Origin of the sequence: Labrys miyagiensis (assembly GCF_030160835.1) — a bacterium.
Taxonomy (GTDB): domain Bacteria; phylum Pseudomonadota; class Alphaproteobacteria; order Rhizobiales; family Labraceae; genus Labrys; species Labrys miyagiensis.
Window position 1 is genome coordinate 123,977 of the sequence record NZ_BSPC01000028.1, and the last position, 14,543, is coordinate 138,519.

15 protein-coding genes are annotated in these 14,543 nt (G+C 61.7%); 8 read left to right on the forward strand and 7 right to left on the reverse strand.

Going from position 1 to position 14,543, the window contains the following annotated elements:
• Positions 1 to 97: 97 nt before the first annotated feature.
• Genes QQL24_RS16820 through coaD form a run of 3 tightly spaced genes read right to left on the reverse strand, consistent with a single transcriptional unit; the run spans position 98 to position 1,739 of the window.
• On the reverse strand, positions 98 to 568 hold the full coding sequence (locus tag QQL24_RS16820; protein WP_284313444.1) for a peptidylprolyl isomerase: 471 nt from the start codon (positions 566 to 568) through the stop codon (positions 98 to 100).
• 51 nt (positions 569 to 619) lie between these two features.
• Entirely contained in the window at positions 620 to 1,171 is a 552-nt protein-coding gene (locus QQL24_RS16825) for a peptidylprolyl isomerase (RefSeq protein ID WP_431310696.1), read from the reverse strand.
• 49 nt (positions 1,172 to 1,220) lie between these two features.
• Positions 1,221 to 1,739 (reverse strand): pantetheine-phosphate adenylyltransferase, encoded by a 519-nt coding sequence (gene coaD / locus QQL24_RS16830; protein WP_284313445.1) that lies wholly within the window; start codon positions 1,737 to 1,739, stop codon positions 1,221 to 1,223.
• Between the two features lie 384 nt (positions 1,740 to 2,123).
• Here coaD and QQL24_RS16835 point away from each other — a divergent pair, with 384 nt between their 5' ends.
• Positions 2,124 to 2,411, forward strand: coding sequence for a hypothetical protein (locus tag QQL24_RS16835; RefSeq protein WP_284313446.1), 288 nt, complete (start codon positions 2,124 to 2,126; stop codon positions 2,409 to 2,411).
• Positions 2,412 to 2,750: 339 nt separating this feature from the next.
• Here QQL24_RS16835 and gyrA read toward each other — a convergent pair whose 3' ends face one another.
• Positions 2,751 to 5,405 (reverse strand): DNA gyrase subunit A, encoded by a 2,655-nt coding sequence (gene gyrA, locus QQL24_RS16840; RefSeq protein ID WP_431310701.1) that lies wholly within the window; start codon positions 5,403 to 5,405, stop codon positions 2,751 to 2,753.
• Between the two features lie 389 nt (positions 5,406 to 5,794).
• On the opposite strand from gyrA, the gene QQL24_RS16845 reads away from it, so the two are divergent.
• Entirely contained in the window at positions 5,795 to 7,027 is a 1,233-nt protein-coding gene (locus QQL24_RS16845) for an amidohydrolase family protein (RefSeq protein ID WP_284313448.1), read from the forward strand.
• Positions 7,028 to 7,043: 16 nt separating this feature from the next.
• Here the strand turns inward: QQL24_RS16845 and QQL24_RS16850 are convergent, their stop codons facing one another.
• From QQL24_RS16850 to QQL24_RS16860, 3 genes are read right to left on the reverse strand one after another with little or no spacing between them, the layout of a single operon-like run.
• Positions 7,044 to 8,018, reverse strand: a complete 975-nt coding sequence (locus QQL24_RS16850; RefSeq protein ID WP_284313449.1) for a quinone oxidoreductase family protein — start codon at positions 8,016 to 8,018, stop codon at positions 7,044 to 7,046.
• A gap of 44 nt (positions 8,019 to 8,062) precedes the next feature.
• Complete coding sequence (locus tag QQL24_RS16855) at positions 8,063 to 8,794, reverse strand: TerC family protein (protein WP_284313450.1); 732 nt, start codon at positions 8,792 to 8,794, stop codon at positions 8,063 to 8,065.
• Positions 8,775 to 9,545, reverse strand: coding sequence for a CDP-alcohol phosphatidyltransferase family protein (locus QQL24_RS16860; RefSeq protein ID WP_284313451.1), 771 nt, complete (start codon positions 9,543 to 9,545; stop codon positions 8,775 to 8,777). Before QQL24_RS16860 ends, QQL24_RS16855 begins: the two co-directional genes overlap by 20 nt.
• A 346-nt stretch (positions 9,546 to 9,891) precedes the next feature.
• Between QQL24_RS16860 and QQL24_RS16865 the strand changes: the two genes are divergently transcribed.
• The 6 genes from QQL24_RS16865 (at position 9,892) to rplI (ending at position 14,378) form a co-directional block, all read left to right on the forward strand.
• A complete protein-coding gene (locus QQL24_RS16865; protein ID WP_284313452.1) occupies positions 9,892 to 10,449 on the forward strand; it encodes a DUF4347 domain-containing protein in 558 nt (185 codons plus the stop codon).
• A 257-nt stretch (positions 10,450 to 10,706) separates the two neighbouring features.
• The gene (locus QQL24_RS16870) at positions 10,707 to 11,666 is read left to right on the forward strand and encodes a TerC/Alx family metal homeostasis membrane protein (RefSeq protein ID WP_284313453.1); all 960 of its coding nucleotides are present in this window, start codon (positions 10,707 to 10,709) and stop codon (positions 11,664 to 11,666) included.
• Between the two features lie 295 nt (positions 11,667 to 11,961).
• A complete protein-coding gene (rpsF, locus tag QQL24_RS16875; protein WP_284313603.1) occupies positions 11,962 to 12,432 on the forward strand; it encodes a 30S ribosomal protein S6 in 471 nt (156 codons plus the stop codon).
• Positions 12,433 to 12,434: 2 nt separating this feature from the next.
• Positions 12,435 to 12,674 carry a 30S ribosomal protein S18 gene (gene rpsR / locus QQL24_RS16880; protein ID WP_284313454.1) on the forward strand — a complete coding sequence of 80 codons (240 nt, stop codon included), beginning with the start codon at positions 12,435 to 12,437 and terminating at the stop codon, positions 12,672 to 12,674.
• Positions 12,675 to 12,810: 136 nt separating this feature from the next.
• Positions 12,811 to 13,776, forward strand: coding sequence for a DUF2232 domain-containing protein (locus tag QQL24_RS16885; protein ID WP_284313455.1), 966 nt, complete (start codon positions 12,811 to 12,813; stop codon positions 13,774 to 13,776).
• Positions 13,777 to 13,799: 23 nt separating this feature from the next.
• The gene (gene rplI / locus QQL24_RS16890; RefSeq protein WP_284313456.1) at positions 13,800 to 14,378 is read left to right on the forward strand and encodes a 50S ribosomal protein L9; all 579 of its coding nucleotides are present in this window, start codon (positions 13,800 to 13,802) and stop codon (positions 14,376 to 14,378) included.
• The last annotated feature ends 165 nt before the right edge of the window (positions 14,379 to 14,543 follow it).

Here is a 14,543-nt window from a genome sequence, read left to right on the forward strand (position 1 = left end):
TGCTTCGCAGATCCGGGACCGTCATCAGGATAGATCACTTTACGATCCCGGATCTGCGAAGCGGCACGATGTGCCGCCTCTTGTCCGGGATGACGACTTACGCCGCGTCGGCCTGAACGCGCATCGAGATGATCTTGTCGGGGTTCTGCACAGGCTCGCCGCGCTTAATCTTGTCGACGTTCTCCATGCCTTCGACGACCTTACCCCAGACCGTGTACTGGCGATCGAGGAACTTGGCGTTGTCGAAGACGATGAAGAACTGCGAATTGGCCGAATTCGGCATCGAGGAGCGGGCCATCGAGCAGATGCCGCGCGTGTGCGACTCACCGTTGAACTCAGCCGGCAGGTTCGGATGCGAAGAGCCGCCGGTGCCGGTGCCATGCGGGCAGCCGACCTGCGCCATGAAGCCATCGATCACACGATGGAAGACGATGCCGTCATAGAACTTCTCGCGGGCGAGCAGCTTGATGCGCTCGACATGCTTGGGCGCAAGGTCCGGACGCAGCTCGATGACGACGCGGCCCTTCGTGGTTTCCATGACGATCGTGTTTTCGGGATCGGCGGCCATAGGCACGCTCCTTTCTCGGTAAAAGCAAAGTGGAATGCAGCGTAGATAGTGTTACTTGGCGCCCGGCGCCAGCTGCATCTTGATGATCTTGTCGGGATTGGTGACCATGCCGTTGTCGGCCTCGTCGCCCTTCTTCAGCTTGTCGATAGCTTCCATGCCCGAGGTGACTTCACCCACGATGGTGTACTGGCCGTCCAGGCTCGACTGCGGCGCATACATGATGAAGAACTGGGAATTGGCCGAATCCGGATCGGACGAGCGGGCCATGCCGACGACGCCGCGCACGAACTTGGCCTTGTTGGTGAACTCGGCCTTGAGGTCGGGCAGGTCCGAGCCGCCTGTACCGGTGCCGGTCGGGTCACCAGTCTGGGCCATGAAGCCGTCGATCACGCGGTGAAAGACGATGCCGTTATAGAAGCCGCGCTTCACCAGCGTCTTGATCTGCTCGACATGATGCGGAGCAAGGTCCGGCCGCAGCTTGATCACGGCACGGCCATAGGCAGTGTCGAGATAGATGGTGTTGGCATCGGCCTGCGCCGCCTGAGCGGGCGCAACAACGAAGAGGCCGAACAGCACGGCCAGAACGGAAAGAAGGCGTATCAAGGAGTTTCTCCCTCGAGGATCTGCGGCGGCCTGCAAGCAGGAGCCGCCGTTATGGGGCCAGCTTGGCAAACCGGGCTTTGAGACGTCGCAGGGCGCCGGCCGGTACGAATCCGGAAACATCGCCGCCCATTGCCGCGATCTGACGCACAAGCGTGGCGGTGATAGGGCGCACGATCGGCGATGAAGGGAGAAACACGGTTTGTACCGTCGGCGCAAGGGCTGCGTTCATGCCGGCCATCTGCATTTCGTAATCGAGGTCGGTGCCGTCCCTGAGACCGCGAATCAAGAGGGTGGCTCCCACTCGGCGCGCCGCGTCCACGGCGAGGTCGGCGAAGGTAACGACTTCGAGCCGGTCGAGCCCGATCACGGGGCCACAGTCCTCGCGGATCATCTCCACGCGTTCTTCGGCGGAGAAGAGCGGCGTCTTGCCCGGATGCACGCCGATCGCCACGACAAGGCGGTCTGCGACAGCAGCCGCATGACGGATGACATCCACATGGCCATTCGTCAATGGGTCGAAGGAACCGGCATAAAAGGCTGTTCGGGGCCCCTGAATGGCTGAGGTCATCATACTCTCGTCTAAAGGCTTAAACCCAACGTATAGGATCTCAGAAAATCCCATTCTGATACACTTCAATCAACAGCCGGGGCTTCCATCTTCCCGCTTTGTTCGCGCTCATGTGGAACCTTTTATCGGTTCGCGCATTGCCTAGCGGAACAAGCCGGAAAGCGCATCCGCGAAATTGGAAACGCCAACGGCCCAAAACACCAGGATTGGGTTCGCAGACATGACCATCGGCCCCACCTCACCACCCCCGCCCATCGATCTCGACCCACCTTGCTCGAACTGGCGTGTGCGAAAACGCACGGCGTGTCACGCTCAAGTTTGGTTAATTAGATCATAAGCAATGCAACAGACATTGACCCCCTGAATTTGGAAGGATGCACGGCAATGACATCCGTTCGTATTCGCCCCGTTGTGGCAATTGGCGCCAGCCTCTTCGCTCTCGCTGCAGCTTCGCTGCTCGATGTCGCCCGTATGCAGCCGCAACAGATGGCGGCCGTCCGCGGCGACCGGCAGACCGTCGCCTCGCTGGCTGGCGACTGCGGCAGGAACAGTTTGATGGCAGCCTGCGCGAGCGGCTCCAGCGACTCCTCGGAAGCTATGCCGCCCGTCACCACACTGCAGGTCTTCCAGGATTCCGGCAAGACCACGCTGGTCAAGGTCAGCGTTCACTGAGATTTCTCGAACTTACCATCGATGTGATCCAGCCGATGGGCTGACACTGCGATGGTATTCCATCTCCAAGACCCCGGTCTTCGTGCGCATCGGAAGCATGACCGGAACTTCGCAACGCGGCATCCTGTTATGGGTGCCGCGTTTTTTCTTCGCGAAATCAGAAAGGCCGAAATAGCCTTGCCGCATACGAAAATGCGCCCCGTTATAGCGTTTTGCGATTTGACGGGATCGGCAAGAATCGCAAAGACGCGTTAAAACAAGGAGTTATAGCAATGAGCGTTTACGTGTAAACGCGCTTTGCTCAGGGGTGCATCTGATCATTGGAGTTGAGAGGTCGGCTTACTCCTCGCCGCCCTCGTCCTCCTCGCCGCCTTCATCGCTCACGCGCTCCACAGAGACGACCTTCTCGCCGTCGGCCGTGTTGAAGACGATGACGCCCTGCGAGCCACGGCCAACGATGCGGATGCCGTCGACCGGGCAGCGGATGAGCTGGCCGCCATCCGTGACCAGCATGATCTGGTCGGAATGCTCGACCGCATAGGAGGAGACCAGCTTGCCGTTGCGCTGGTTGACCGCCATGGCGACGATGCCCTTACCACCGCGCCCGGTGATGCGGTACTCATAGGAGGAACTGCGCTTGCCGTAGCCGTTTTCGGAGATGGTAAGGATGAACTCCTCCCCGGCCGACAATTCGGCATAGCGTCCGGTCGAGATCTCCACCGATCCCTCCGCCGCCTCTTCGGCATCGTCGGCGACGGCCTCGCCATTCTCGATTTCACCAGCCACGGCGCGGCGCATCTTGAAATAGGCGGCGCGCTCTTCCGGCGAGATCTCGCGATGGGCGATGATGTCCATGGCGATGACGACATCGTCGCTATCGAGACGGATGCCGCGCACGCCCATGGAATCGCGCCCCTTGAACACGCGCACATCCGAGACGGGGAAGCGGATGCACTGGCCGAGCGCCGTGGTGAGCAGCACATCGTCAGCCTCGGTGCAGATCGAGACGTCGCGGATCTGCTCGCCTTCCTCCAGCTTCATGGCGATCTTGCCGGCGCGATTGACCTGGACGAAATCGGAGAGATCATTGCGGCGCACCGTGCCCGACGTGGTGGCGAACATGATGTGCAGCGTCGCCCACTGGTTCACGTCCTCGGGCAACGGCATGATCGAGGTGATGCGTTCGTCGGATTCGATCGGCAGCAGGTTGATGAAGGCCTTGCCGCGTGCCTGGGGCGCCGCCAGGGGCAGGCGCCAGACCTTCTCCTTGTAGACCCGGCCCTTGGAAGAGAAGAACAGCACCGGCGTGTGCGTGTTGGCGACGAACAGCGAGGTGACGAAATCCTCGTCCTTCGTCTGCATGCCCGAACGCCCCTTGCCGCCACGGCGCTGCGCCCGGTAGGTCGAGAGCGGCACGCGCTTGACATAGCCGGCGTGGGACACGGTCACCACCATGTCCTCCCGCTGGATCAGGTCCTCATCCTCGAAATCGGCGTCGGAATCGAGGATCTCGGTCATGCGCGGTGTGGCATGGGCGGCCTTGACCTGCTCGAGTTCCGTGCGGGCGATCGCCATGATGCGCGCGCGTGAACGCAGGATGTCGAGATAGTCGCGGATCTGGTCAGCCAGCGTCTGCAACTCGTCCCCAATCTCGTCGCGACCCAAGGCCGTGAGGCGGGCCAGGCGCAATTCGAGGATGGCGCGCGCCTGGGCATCCGAGAGGCGGTAGGTGCCGTCCTCGTTCATCGGATGCTTGGGGTCGTCGACCAGCAGGATCAGCGGCGCGATGTCGCCGACCGGCCAGTCGCGCCCCATCAGGGACTCGCGGGCCGAGTTCGGATCCGGGCTGGTGCGGATGATGCGGATGACCTCGTCGATATTCGCGACGGCGGTGGCAAGACCGCACAGGATATGGGCGCGGTCGCGTGCCTTGCCGAGCAGATATTTCGTACGGCGGCTGATGACCTCCTCACGGAAGTCGACGAAGGCAGAAATCATGTCCCGAAGATTGAGGAGTTCGGGCTTGCCGCCGTTCAACGCGACCATATTGGCGCCGAAGCTCGTCTGCAGTGCGGTGAAACGGTAGAGCTGGTTCAACACCACCTCGCCCACCGCATCACGCTTCAGCTCGATGACGAGGCGCATGCCCTGGCGGTCCGACTCGTCACGGACTTCGGCGATGCCCTCGATCTTCTTCTCGCGCACCAGTTCGGCGATGCGCTCCTGCAGCGTCGCCTTGTTCACCTGGTAGGGAATCGCCGTGACGACAATGGCATCGCGATCCTTGCGGATCTCCTCGATCGTGGCGCTGGCGCGCATGATGATCGAGCCGCGGCCGGTATTATAGGCCGAGCGGATGCCCGAGCGCCCGACGATGGTGGCTCCCGTCGGGAAGTCCGGGCCGGGAATGAACTCCATCAGATCGTCGACGGAGACGGCGGGATTTTCGATATAGGCCAGGCACCCGTCGATCACTTCGCCGAGATTGTGCGGCGGGATGTTGGTGGCCATGCCGACAGCAATGCCGCCGGCGCCATTGACCAGCAGGTTCGGGAAACGCGCCGGCAAGACGGTCGGCTCTTCCCTGGTGCCGTCATAGTTCTCCTGGAAGTCGACGGTATTCTTGTCGATATCGTCGATCATCGCCACGGCCGCCTTGGACATGCGCGATTCCGTGTAGCGCATGGCCGCTGGCGGATCACCGTCCACCGAGCCGAAATTGCCCTGCCCATCCACCAGCAGCAGCCGCATGGAGAAGGTTTGCGCCATACGCACCAGGGCGTCATAGATCGACTGGTCGCCATGGGGATGGTACTGACCCATCACCGCGCCCACGATATTGGCCGACTTGACGTATTTGCGGTCCGGCGTGTGATTGTTCTCATACATCGAGTGAACGATGCGCCGATGCACCGGCTTTAGGCCGTCGCGCACGTCGGGCAAAGCGCGGCTCACGATCACGCTCATGGCGTAATCGAGGTAGCTGCGCTTCATTTCATCGGTGATGGAAGTCGACCGGATGTCGGACGGTTCACCGTCACCCGGCTTCTTGTCGTTTTCGTCAGTCAATGCACGGCCTCAAACCGATTCTGGTGCGTTCTTCTAGCCCATTCCGCCCTGCAACACCACCTTTGCCGACAGGGTGCCAACAGCATTCTTCGATTTATTTTTCAAAGGCTTATTCGATTTTGGCGAGAAAGTGTCGCGGCCCGAAAACCGCCTCGTCCATGCCGAATTGCGCGCAAGCCGCCTCCTATGCCGCTGCTGATTTTTCCGATTCCCCGAAAACGAGCCCGGAAGCCGAATTTCGATTTGATTTCCGCCGGCTGGGCCCTACCCTTCATCCAACTGCAACCAGCGCGCCAATGCGCGGCCGAGCCTTCATGACCTTCGACCTCGTCCTCGCTGGGGCCCGTATCGGAAGACGGGCCGGTCTCGTTGATATCGGCATCAAGCACGGGCAGATCCTTGCCATCGAAGCGGAATTGACGTCCGATGCGCCCCGCGAAGAGGCCTGTGGCTGCTTCGTTTTCGGCGGCTTCGTCGATTCCCACATCCACCTCGACAAGGCCTGCATCCTCGATCGCTGCATCATCTGCGAGGGCACGCTCCATGAGGCTGTGCGCGAGAGCGCAAGGGCCAAGGCCGCCTTCACGGTCGAGGATGTCTATGCCCGGGCGGCGCGTGTGATCGAAGCTGCCATCTTGCACGGCACTATGGCGCTGCGAACCTTTGTCGAGATCGATCCAAGGGCGGGCTTTCGCTCGTTCGAAGCCATCATGGCGATCAAGCGAGACTATGCCTGGGCCATCGACGTGCAGGTCTGCGCCTTCGCCCAGGAAGGCACCACCCAGGAGCCGCAAACACTAGCGATGCTGGCACAGGCGCTGCGGCATGGCGCCGATCTCATCGGCGGCTGTCCCTATACCGATCCCGATCCAGCTGCGCACATCCGTGACATCTTCGATCTCGCGGAGCAACACGCCGTTGCCATCGATTTCCATCTGGATTTCGATCTCGACCCGTCCGGATCGAACCTCCCTTGCGTGATCGCTGAAACAAGGCGACGTGGCTATGATGGCCGTGTCTCGATCGGGCATGCGACCAAGCTATCGGCGATGGCGCCTGACGATGTTCGGACAATCGCCGGCGAGCTTGCCGAAGCCGGCATCGGCGTCACCGTGCTGCCGGCGACCGATCTTTTCCTGCTCGGTCGGGGTCACGATCGCCTCGTTCCGCGCGGCATCGCGCCTGCCCTCCTTCTGTCCCGCGCCGGCGTCACCACCAGCGCGGCGACCAACAATATTCTCAATCCATTCACGCCCTTCGGCGACGCCTCATTGGTGCGAATGGCCAATCTGCTCGCCAATACGGCGCACTTGTCCCGCGATGACGATATCCTGGCGGTCTTCGCCATGGTGAGCGAGGCGGCCGGAAGCTTGATTGGCCACCCGCAAGGACTGGATGTAGGCAAGGCGGCCGATATCGTCCTGCTCGACGCGGCAGATCCCGTGTCGGTCGTTCGCGAAATCCGCCCGGCTGTCGCCGGATGGAAACGGGGGAGGAAGACCTTCTCCCGGCCCCGCCCTACGCTCCACCGCCCGGAGCCCCTGTGACCGTCGCGGCAGCCGGTTAGGGCAGCAGGATGGACGATCCCGTAGTGCCCCGCCCTTCGAGGTCCTCATGCGCCTTGCGGGCATCCTTGAGGGCATAGCGCTGGTTGACCGGGATCGCGACCTTGCCCGAGGCGACCACGTCGAAGAGGTCGTAGGCGGTAGCGAGCAAATCCTTGCGCTCCGCGACATAGCTGGCGAGCGTCGGGCGCGTTGCGAAGAGCGAACCCTTCTGGGCCAGGGTCAGGATCGAGAAGGGCTCGACGGGGCCGGAGGCGTTGCCGAAGGAGACCCACATGCCCCGGGGCTTGATGCAGTCGAGCGAGCCGGGAAAGGTATCCTTGCCAACGCCGTCATAGACCACTTCACATTTCTTGCCGTCCGTGATCTCGGCCACGCGCTTCACCCAATCCTCCTTGCGGTAGAGGATGGTGTGATCGGCGCCATTGGCCCGCGCGAGTTCGGCCTTTTCTTCCGAACCCACCGTGCCGATCACCGTGGCGCCAAGCGACTTGATCCATTGGCACAGGATGAGGCCGACGCCGCCGGCGGCGGCATGCACCAGCACCGTCTGGCCGCTTTCGACCGTGAAGGTACGCCGCACCAGATACTGGGCTGTCATGCCCTTCAGCATCATGCCGGCCGCCTGCTCGTAGGAAATCGCTTCCGGAAGCGGAATCAGGCGCTCGGCTGGATAGGTGCGCTCGGCGGCATAACTGCCGATGGCGCCGGAATAGGCCACCCTGTCGCCCACCTTGACCTGCGTGACGCCCTCGCCGAGAGCGATCACCTCGCCCGCGCCCTCGGCACCGAGGGTGAAGGGTATCGAAGGCGCCTTGTAGAGGCCGCTGCGATAATAGGTATCGATGTAATTGACACCGCAGGCATGCTGGCGGATCAGCGCCTCGCCCGGCCCTGGAGACGCTGTGGGAACATCCTCGAAGGTCAGGACTTCGGGGCCGCCGGTTTGATGAACGCGGATCGCTTCGGGCATGGCACTACCTATCAATAATGAAATCAGGATGACTGCGATTGAGACTACGCCTGGGCCTTCGCCCGGGCGCGCCGTTGCTTGGCCAGGACGTTGACGGTCTCCACACCGGCTGCGAACGCCATGGCAAAGTAGATGTAGCCGCGCGGAATATGCATGCCGACACCGTCGGCGACAAGCGAAACGCCGATCAGCAGCAAAAAGGCGAGAGCCAGCACCTTGGTCGTGGGGTGGCGGTGAATAAAGCCGCCGATCGGCCCGGAAGCCGCATACATGAAGCCCATGGCGATGATCACCGCGGCGATCATCACCGGCAGATGCTGCGCCATGCCGATGGCGGTGACGATGGAGTCGATCGAGAAGACGATGTCGATCAGCGTCACCTGCAGGATGATGCCGGTAAAGGCGCCACCTGCCGCCGCCTGGGGCGGGCCGCCGCCGTCATGCTCGAACTCGTTGTGGATCTCGTGCGTGGCCTTGAACAGCAGGAACAGGCCACCGGCGATCAGGATGAGATCGCGCCAGGACAGGCCCTTGCCGAAGATCTCCAGCACCGGTTCCGTCAGCCCGATCAGCCAAGTCAGACAGAACAGCAGCAGGAGGCGGAAGACCAGCGCCATCAGCAGACCGAGCGAACGGGCTCGACGCGCTTCCGCTGGAGGCAGCTTGGAGACCAGGACCGAAATGAAGACGATGTTGTCGACTCCCAGGATGATTTCCATGGCCGTCAGCGTGACGAGAGCGGCCCAGGTCTGCGGATCACTGAGGAGCTCGATCATGCGTCGGTGCCGTCCGGAAATAGCCGAGGATGAGGAAATACAGACCGAGGATGCACAGGCCCCAGACCACCCAGGGCGCCGGGGACATATTCTCCCAGATCGCCTTGATCGCCAGGAGCGACCATACCACGAGCAGACTGAGAGTTGGTACCCTCAGCTTGGACACACGTAGAGGATGCACGAAGACAAAGGAGGCGAAGGTCAACAGGCCGAGCAAGAGCGTGACCACGAAGATGACCGCCATGGATGTGGCGGTCGGCTGCGCCGGGCTCAGCAGGAAGTAATAGAAGATGATCAGGTTCCACACCGCCGGAAAGCCCTTGAACCAGGCATCCTCGGTCTTCATCTCGTTGTCGGCGAAATACATGGCGCTGCTGAGCAGGATCACCGCCATCGAGATGAGGTTCAGCGGGTTGTTGGCATCCCCCAATATGCCAGAGGAGTAGAGCGCATAGGCCGGCACGATCACATAGGTCAGGTAGTCGATGATCAGGTCCAGCGCGGTGCCGGACCAGCGCGGGGCGGCTTCCACCACATTGATCTTGCGGGCGATCGTGCCGTCGATGCCGTCGACGAAAAGCGCGAGCGCCAGCCATCCGAACATGGTGCGCCAATCCTGATGCGCCGCCGCGATCAACGCCAGGAAACCCCAGAACACGCCGCTTGCGGTGAAGACATGGACACCGAAGGCCAGCCATCTGCGTTCGGGGCTTATCGGTTCGCCGGATGGTTGGGGGGGAGAAGCAGGCAACGCGGGTCAGATTCTTTACTGCGGGGCCGTCATCATATCGCCACATACCGTCGGCGCTAGAACATTTTCGTCCGCTTCCGATTTACACCCATAAAAGGCGCGGCTTCGGTCTCGATGCAACGCGTCTGTCCGGGCAAGCCGGGGCGACCATACATTCAGTTCATCCGGAGATTGCGGCGTGAAGGCAGGCTCCCCTTTCTGGAGGATTATTTCGCGCAGGAAAGCGGCCATATTGCTGCATCTGTAAGACGCGGGCTCTGGTATCAGGCAGGTTGAGCGTCATTTTCGGCCTGTCGCATTCATGTGCCGGCGGCTTCAGCTTCATCCAACGGAGCGAGGTAGCTCGATGATCATGATGCAGCAACCGGCCCTGGCAATAAACTCGGACGATGTTCCCGGGCCAAAATACATCATGTGGCGGACCCGGGATGCGCCGCGAGGCTCGACGGCAATCTGGACCGCAAACCAGATCGTCGTCGACAACGAGGCGGCCTGGTCGTTCAAGAAGTCCCAGTTGCTGAACGTCGTCATCAATTGCCATGGTGAACCGGGCGCATTGTTGGTCGGCGGCGACGGCCGTGACGGCGGTCGTATCACCATGGACAATGTCGGCCATTTCTCGATACTGAAGGGCCTCAATATCGGCACAATCTGGCTTGTTGCCTGCAATGCCGCCAAGGGCACGGATGGAAGGCAACTCTGTCAGCAACTTGCGACAGTGTCCGGCTGCCAGGTTGTCGCGGCCGATGACTACCAGGACGTCGGCGTCTGGGGAACGATCCGCCTCCTGACGAGCACACATGGGCAAATCGATGAATTCGAAGGCAATGTCTATTCCTTCACGCCGGTTGGCGGCGCCAGGGTCATCGACCCCCAAGAGGATATCTACACGATCAAAGTGTGATGCAGGGGCTGTCGGTCCGGTGTAGCAAGCCATGCGACGACAGCGCGATCGAGTTGGGAGGGGGAAGGCTTTGCGGCCCGGCGCCGGGCCGCTGGAGTTGCCAACCGAAGGTTCCGCGAAAGAACTACCCTATCACCGCACGTAATTTTTGTGTCTGACTCGGCCCGCAAGTACCCGGCGCTCAAACGTTGACACGGTGCCGCGACGGGAGCACCAGATTCCGCGGCCCCGCCTCCCGGTCAACGGAATAGTCGAGAATGTTTCCTGTCGCCCGCGATGTTCTGGGTGCTCCCCTGTGGTTCTGGGCGATCTTCGCCACTGCCATCGCGGCGGTGCTGATCTTCGACCTCGGTTATCTAAATCGCCGCGTGCGCGTGCTCTCCCTCGGCCAGTCGCTCGCCCTCACGACCGGCTACACCCTGCTCGCGGCATTGTTCGGCCTCGGCGCATGGCTCTATTTCGGCGCAGAAAAGGGCTCCCTGTTCTTCACCGCCTATGTGCTCGAACAGTCGCTGTCGGTCGATAATGTCTTCGTGATGTCGGTGATCTTCGGCTTTTTCGCCGTGCCACGAGAATATCAGCACCGCGTGTTGTTCTGGGGCATCGTCGCCGCCATCCTGCTGCGCGCCATCTTCGTCGGCCTTGGCGCGGCGATGATCGGAAAATTCACGTGGCTGCTCTATATCTTCGGCATCTTCCTGATCGTCACCGGCGTGCGCATGCTGTTCCACGGCGAGGAGCCCGTCGATATCGGTCACAACAGGGCGGTACGATGGCTGATGCACCATCTGCGCATGACGCGGGAGTTCGAAGGGGAGCGCTTCTTCATCCATCGCCCCGACCGCCGGACGGGCGCCCTCATCCGCTATGCCACACCTTTGTTTGCCGCTTTCATGGTGATCAATGTCGCCGACATCGTCTTCGCCGTTGACAGCGTGCCGGCCGTGCTCTCGCAGACGCAGGACCCGTTCATCGTCTACACCTCCAACATCTTCGCCATTCTGGGCCTGCGCGCCCTCTATTTCGTCATCGACGCCCTCATCGCCAAGTTCCGTTATCTCAAGCCCGCCCTCGCTTGCCTGCTGATCTTCATCGGCTTCGTGATCTTCTATGAGCGCCTGATCGGCGAGTTCGACAACGTGCTCACCATGGTGATCACCTTCGCGGTGTTGATCGTCGCCATTCTCGCCTCAGCCATAGTGCCGAAGCGCGTCTAGGCAGACTTGCGTTGGCAAACCAACGCTTCACCTGAGCGCCCTTGCGATTTCTGACGATTCCCTCCCATCGCAAACGCCCTGGACAACTTATTCCTTGCGCCGGGACGGCATCCTGTGTATGCACCCGGCTTCGCTTTGGCCGGAGGCTGAACGGATGGCTGCGCTTGCGCAGTGGGAACTCGATTGGTTCCGTCATCCCGTGTCTTCGCCCTCTGGGACATTCCTCGACGGCCTGCAGGGTCACGAGGGGCTTCGCGCCGGGCGATATGTTGTAACCTCTAAGGACAGGCCGAATATGCCGAATTACGAGCATGTCTTCCTGACCCGCCAGGACGTCACCTCCCAGCAGGTCGACGCGCTGACCGCTCAGTTCAAGAGCGTCATCGAAGCCCATGGCGGCACCGTCAGCAAGACCGAATATTGGGGCGTCAAGTCGCTTCAGTACCGCATCAAGAAGAACCGCAAGGCTCACTTCACGCTGCTCAACATCACCGCTCCCAGCGCTGCGCTGGCAGAGGTGGGGCGTCAGCAGTCGCTCTCCGAAGACGTGATCCGCTTCCTCACCCTCTCGGTCGACGAGCTCGAGGAAGGCCAGTCGGCCATGCTCCGCAAGTCTGATCGCGATGACCGGCGTGATGACGATCGTGGCTTCGGCTTCGGTGGTGGCGGTCGTGGCGGCCCGGGCCGCTTTGGCGGCGATCGTGATCGTCCGCCTCGCCGTGACCGTTTCGAAGGCGCCGCTCCTGAAGAGCAGGGAGAAGAATAATCATGGCTACCACACCTGGACGCCGTCCCTTTTTCCGCCGCCGCAAGACCTGCCCCTTCTCGGGCCCGAATGCGCCGAAGATCGACTACAAGGACGTCAAGCTCCTGCAGCGCTACATTTCCGAGCGCGGCAAGATCGTCCCCTCCCGCATCACGGCCGTCTCGGCCAAGAAGCAGCGCGAGCTGGCCCAGGCCATCAAGCGTTCGCGCTTCCTGGGCCTGCTGCCCTACGTGATCGGCTAAGACCAACGATCTGAGCGAGACGCTTTTTTGGCGTCTCGCCTTCCCTGAAACGACAGTCAGCCGGTAAGCCGGCCATGGCTGGGGCCCAAGCATAGAGACTTGAGGCCTCTAACCGCGATAGCGGGACAGCTCGACGATGCAACGCGAAATTCCCATAGGGCTTTGTGCCGGCCTGGCCGCCGCCCTCCTGATGGTGGTGCAAACAACGGATTCGTTGTTTGGCCTCCTGCTTGGCATTTTTGCGGCACTTCCGATTACTCTGGTATCGCTGGGTTGGAGCTATCGCGCAGGTCTCACCGCTGCGGCGAGCGCTGTCGCCGTCATCTGCGTCGTCGTCTCCCTTCGGCTGGGCCTGACCTTCGGTGTCGCCACCGCGCTTCCCGCCTGGGCGCTTGCCTATCTGGCGACTGAGAGAAATACGGGCGCGCCCGTCAAATGGCTGCCGCTCGGCGCCATTGTCCTGGTGGCCTGCGTGCTGGCCGCCTTCGGCTTCCTGTTCACGATGTATGCGACCTTGGGTTCCTATGAGGCGGCCTTGGATCAGTTCGTGAGCAGTCTGACCACGCTGCTTCATATCTATCTGAACCAGCCACAGGATCAGCCGCTCGCCCTGCCCGATGTCCCCGATACGGCCAGCTTTGTGCGCTCCGTCGCCAGGTTTGCCGTGCCCTTCCAGACCATGCTCTTCGCAATCTTCAGCCTCTGCGGGCTGTGGCTGTCGGCGCGGATCATGCGGGTCTCCGGCCGGCTGTCGCGCCCTTGGCCGGATATCGCAGCGTTGCGCTTGCCCGGCATGGGCCTGGCCATCGTGGCGATTGCCGGCCTGGCCCTGCTCTTCCTGCCCGACCTTGCCGGCGTCGTCGGCCAATTCCTGCTCGCGGCCCTGTTCACGGCCCTTTTCGTGCAAGGGCTCGCAGTGCTGCACTTCATGACTCGCGGGATGGCTGGGCGAACCTTCATTCTGAGCATGACCTACCCGCTCTGCATCATCCTCGGCTCGATCACCATGCCGCTGGTCGCCCTGCTGGGTCTTGCCGAACAGATTTTCGTCTTTCGCGATCGGTCGAAAAACACCGCTCGCCCCCTACCCCCTCATTCGTAAATAGCAAACAAAGGAGAACCACCATGGAAGTGATTTTGCTGGAACGCGTTTCCAAGCTCGGCCAGATGGGCGAGACGGTGAAGGTCAAGGACGGCTATGCCCGTAACTTCCTTCTGCCCAACAACAAGGCCCTGCGCGCCACCAAGGCGAACAAGGAGCGCTTCGAGAAGGAGCGCGTGCAGCTCGAAGCCCGTAACCTCGAGCTGAAGAAGGAAGCCGAAGCAGTCTCCACCAAGCTCGACGGCCAGACCTTCACCCTGATCCGCCAGGCTGGCGAGACCGGCCAGCTCTACGGTTCCGTCAGTGCCCGCGACCTCGCCGACGCTGCCACCGCCGGCGGCTTCACGGTTGCGCGCTCGCAGTTCGTGCTGAACACGCCGATCAAGACCATCGGCCTGCACAAAGTGCTCGTCCACCTTCATCCGGAAGTGGAAGTCACCGTCACCGCCAACATCGCCCGTTCGCCCGAAGAGGCCGAGCGCCAGGTCCGCGGCGAGAACGTGCTCGCCCACGTCGAGGACGACGAGGACGTTGCCTACGAGAACCCGGAAGAGGTCGAGATCCCCGGCGTTCCCGGCACCGGCGAACAGCCGGAAGTCTGATCCCGTTCAGCTTTTCAAAAGTCAAAGCCGGGTGGTCCGCCACCCGGCTTTTATTTTGGGTGCTGTGGATGGCGGGGGAAAGCTTTCATCGGACAAGGCCTCGTCAAGAAGCCGGGCTTTCGCCGTGCCTTGCGTGATAGACTCGTTCCCCGATTCGAGGACCGA

Coding starts and splice junctions, on each gene's coding strand:
- coaD (WP_284313445.1), bottom strand. CDS start 1,739: ATGACCTCAGCCATTCAGGGGCCCCGAACAGCCTTTTATGCCGGTTCC.
- QQL24_RS16820 (WP_284313444.1), bottom strand. CDS start 568: ATGGCCGCCGATCCCGAAAACACGATCGTCATGGAAACCACGAAGGGC.
- QQL24_RS16870 (WP_284313453.1), top strand. CDS start 10,707: ATGTTTCCTGTCGCCCGCGATGTTCTGGGTGCTCCCCTGTGGTTCTGG.
- QQL24_RS16885 (WP_284313455.1), top strand. CDS start 12,811: ATGCAACGCGAAATTCCCATAGGGCTTTGTGCCGGCCTGGCCGCCGCC.
- gyrA (WP_431310701.1), bottom strand. CDS start 5,405: ATGAAGCGCAGCTACCTCGATTACGCCATGAGCGTGATCGTGAGCCGC.
- rpsF (WP_284313603.1), top strand. CDS start 11,962: ATGCCGAATTACGAGCATGTCTTCCTGACCCGCCAGGACGTCACCTCC.
- QQL24_RS16855 (WP_284313450.1), bottom strand. CDS start 8,794: ATGATCGAGCTCCTCAGTGATCCGCAGACCTGGGCCGCTCTCGTCACG.
- rplI (WP_284313456.1), top strand. CDS start 13,800: ATGGAAGTGATTTTGCTGGAACGCGTTTCCAAGCTCGGCCAGATGGGC.
- QQL24_RS16850 (WP_284313449.1), bottom strand. CDS start 8,018: ATGCCCGAAGCGATCCGCGTTCATCAAACCGGCGGCCCCGAAGTCCTG.
- QQL24_RS16865 (WP_284313452.1), top strand. CDS start 9,892: ATGATCATGATGCAGCAACCGGCCCTGGCAATAAACTCGGACGATGTT.
- rpsR (WP_284313454.1), top strand. CDS start 12,435: ATGGCTACCACACCTGGACGCCGTCCCTTTTTCCGCCGCCGCAAGACC.
- QQL24_RS16835 (WP_284313446.1), top strand. CDS start 2,124: ATGACATCCGTTCGTATTCGCCCCGTTGTGGCAATTGGCGCCAGCCTC.
- QQL24_RS16845 (WP_284313448.1), top strand. CDS start 5,795: ATGACCTTCGACCTCGTCCTCGCTGGGGCCCGTATCGGAAGACGGGCC.